The organism is Methanocalculus sp. (genome assembly GCF_029762515.1).
In the GTDB taxonomy this organism is placed as follows: domain Archaea; phylum Halobacteriota; class Methanomicrobia; order Methanomicrobiales; family Methanocorpusculaceae; genus Methanocalculus.
In genome coordinates this window covers 1-1,777 of record NZ_JARVGN010000443.1, presented here as the reverse complement: position 1 = coordinate 1,777, position 1,777 = coordinate 1, and the positions used below count along the sequence as shown (strand labels likewise).

General features: G+C 45.0%; 1 protein-coding gene and 2 pseudogenes. 2 read left to right on the top strand and 1 reads right to left on the bottom strand.

The window, feature by feature from the left end:
• Positions 1 to 226: pseudogene (locus tag QCH34_RS11960) on the top strand (hypothetical protein); the annotation flags it as partial.
• Here the strand turns inward: QCH34_RS11960 and QCH34_RS11955 are convergent.
• A complete protein-coding gene (locus QCH34_RS11955) occupies positions 219 to 800 on the bottom strand; it encodes a carbonic anhydrase (protein ID WP_300334468.1) in 582 nt (193 codons plus the stop codon). The pseudogene QCH34_RS11960 and the gene QCH34_RS11955 overlap by 8 nt on opposite strands.
• A gap of 429 nt (positions 801 to 1,229) precedes the next feature.
• Between QCH34_RS11955 and QCH34_RS11950 the strand changes: the two are divergent.
• Positions 1,230 to 1,777, top strand: a pseudogene (locus QCH34_RS11950) (cell division protein); the annotation flags it as partial.

Below are 1,777 nucleotides of genomic sequence, written 5' to 3'. Positions count from 1 at the left end.
ATCGGCGCTCAAAAAGGCGCTGAAGAAGGAGTATGGCGGTACTGTCTCACTTCAACTCACCTGCATCGATGATGGGGTGCCACAAAGAATTCGAACAATCATTGAGGAATACCAGCCCCCTCTTCCAATTATCCTGATAAATGGCCGAGTAACCCCGATCGGCCGGATATCCCTCCCTTTAATCAGAGCGGAGATTGAAAAAGAGTTGAAGAACTCCTCTATCTGAGCTCTTCAAGTACTCCGGTCTCAAGATAGAAATAGAGACCGTGTATCCCCACCTTATTTTCTTCTTCTGCCTTTTTTACGATCGGGTATGTTCTGAGATGCTCTATCTGGAGACGAACATTCTCTTTTTCGATCTCTGTCAGCCGCCTCTTTTCTTCCTCTGCGTTCTTTGGGGGGGAGATTTTTGCATCGACCCTGATCTGTGCCTCACGAGCATTATTGATCCAGAGGGGGATATATGAATCCTGCATCTCTTTATCGAGGGCCTTGATACCTCCGCATTCAGAATGGCCGCAGATGACAATATTCTCGACCTTGAGGTGTGCAACAGCATATTCAAGGACGCTAGCAAAGTTCCAGTCCTGAAGAGGAACAATATTTGCTATGTTTCGATGGACAAAGAGCTCGCCCGCTTTTGCATGAGTGATTCGCTCGGGATCGATACGTGAGTCGGCACATCCAATCCAGAGGGTTTTCGGGCTTTGGGATTGTGCAAGATTATCATATCGTTTCCTGTCTTTTTCGAAATCTTCTCTGATAAAAACTTTATTTCCTTCAAAAAATTGATCGATCATATTACCACACCGAAGCGAATGAAACTGCTCCACTCTACCTGAACACTCTCTATTTATTAATGCTTTGAAAGATAATATGGATAAATTGAGCTTAATTTTAATAATTGGGTCCAATAATCTCTTTTCTATTGAGCAGGTTTGAAATGGACGGAATTATTCCTGTTAAAAATATGACAAATCTGTGCGCTTTTTGCTATTGCCCTCTTGTCCATCTTTTAAAAGGTTTCCTTTTCCCCAGTTCTTTCGATGAGGAACCGGTGAAACCCGACTGCACCGAATCCACCGAATGGGTGGTAATCATATGCCCGACATCTTCGAATATACGTTCTGATTATAGATCCAATACGGATATTCTGGATTATTTTCGAAATTCTCTTATATATTGCGGATACTACGATTATATTCATTTACGTGACAGGTGTCAATACAATGCGGGTATTTTTTATTGGATTTGGACAGGCCGGGGGAAAGATCGTCGATATGTTCCTCGCGCATGACAAAAAACTTCAGAATAGCAGTTTTCGTGGAATAGCTGTAAATTCTGCACGGACAGATCTTCTTGGCCTGCAGAACATCGATATGAAGGATCGTCTTCTCATTGGTCAGACGGTGGTCAAAGGGCATGGTGTGGGGACAGATAATGTCACCGGTGCAAAGATCACCGCTGATGAGATTGATACGATCATCAATGCAATTGATACCCGGGGAACTCATGATATCGATGCGTTTATCGTTGTTGCCGGGCTTGGTGGCGGAACCGGTTCAGGTGGGACGCCCGTTCTCTGCCGGCACCTAAAACGCATCTACCGTGAACCAGTCTATGCTCTTGCGATGATCCCGGCACCGGAAGAAGGGCGTCTCTACTCCTACAATGCTGCACGCAGCCTGGCGACACTGGTGAATGAAGCGGATAACACCTTTGTCTTTGATAACAGTGCGTGGAAAGAAGAGGGGGAAAGTGTCAAGAGTGCCTATGA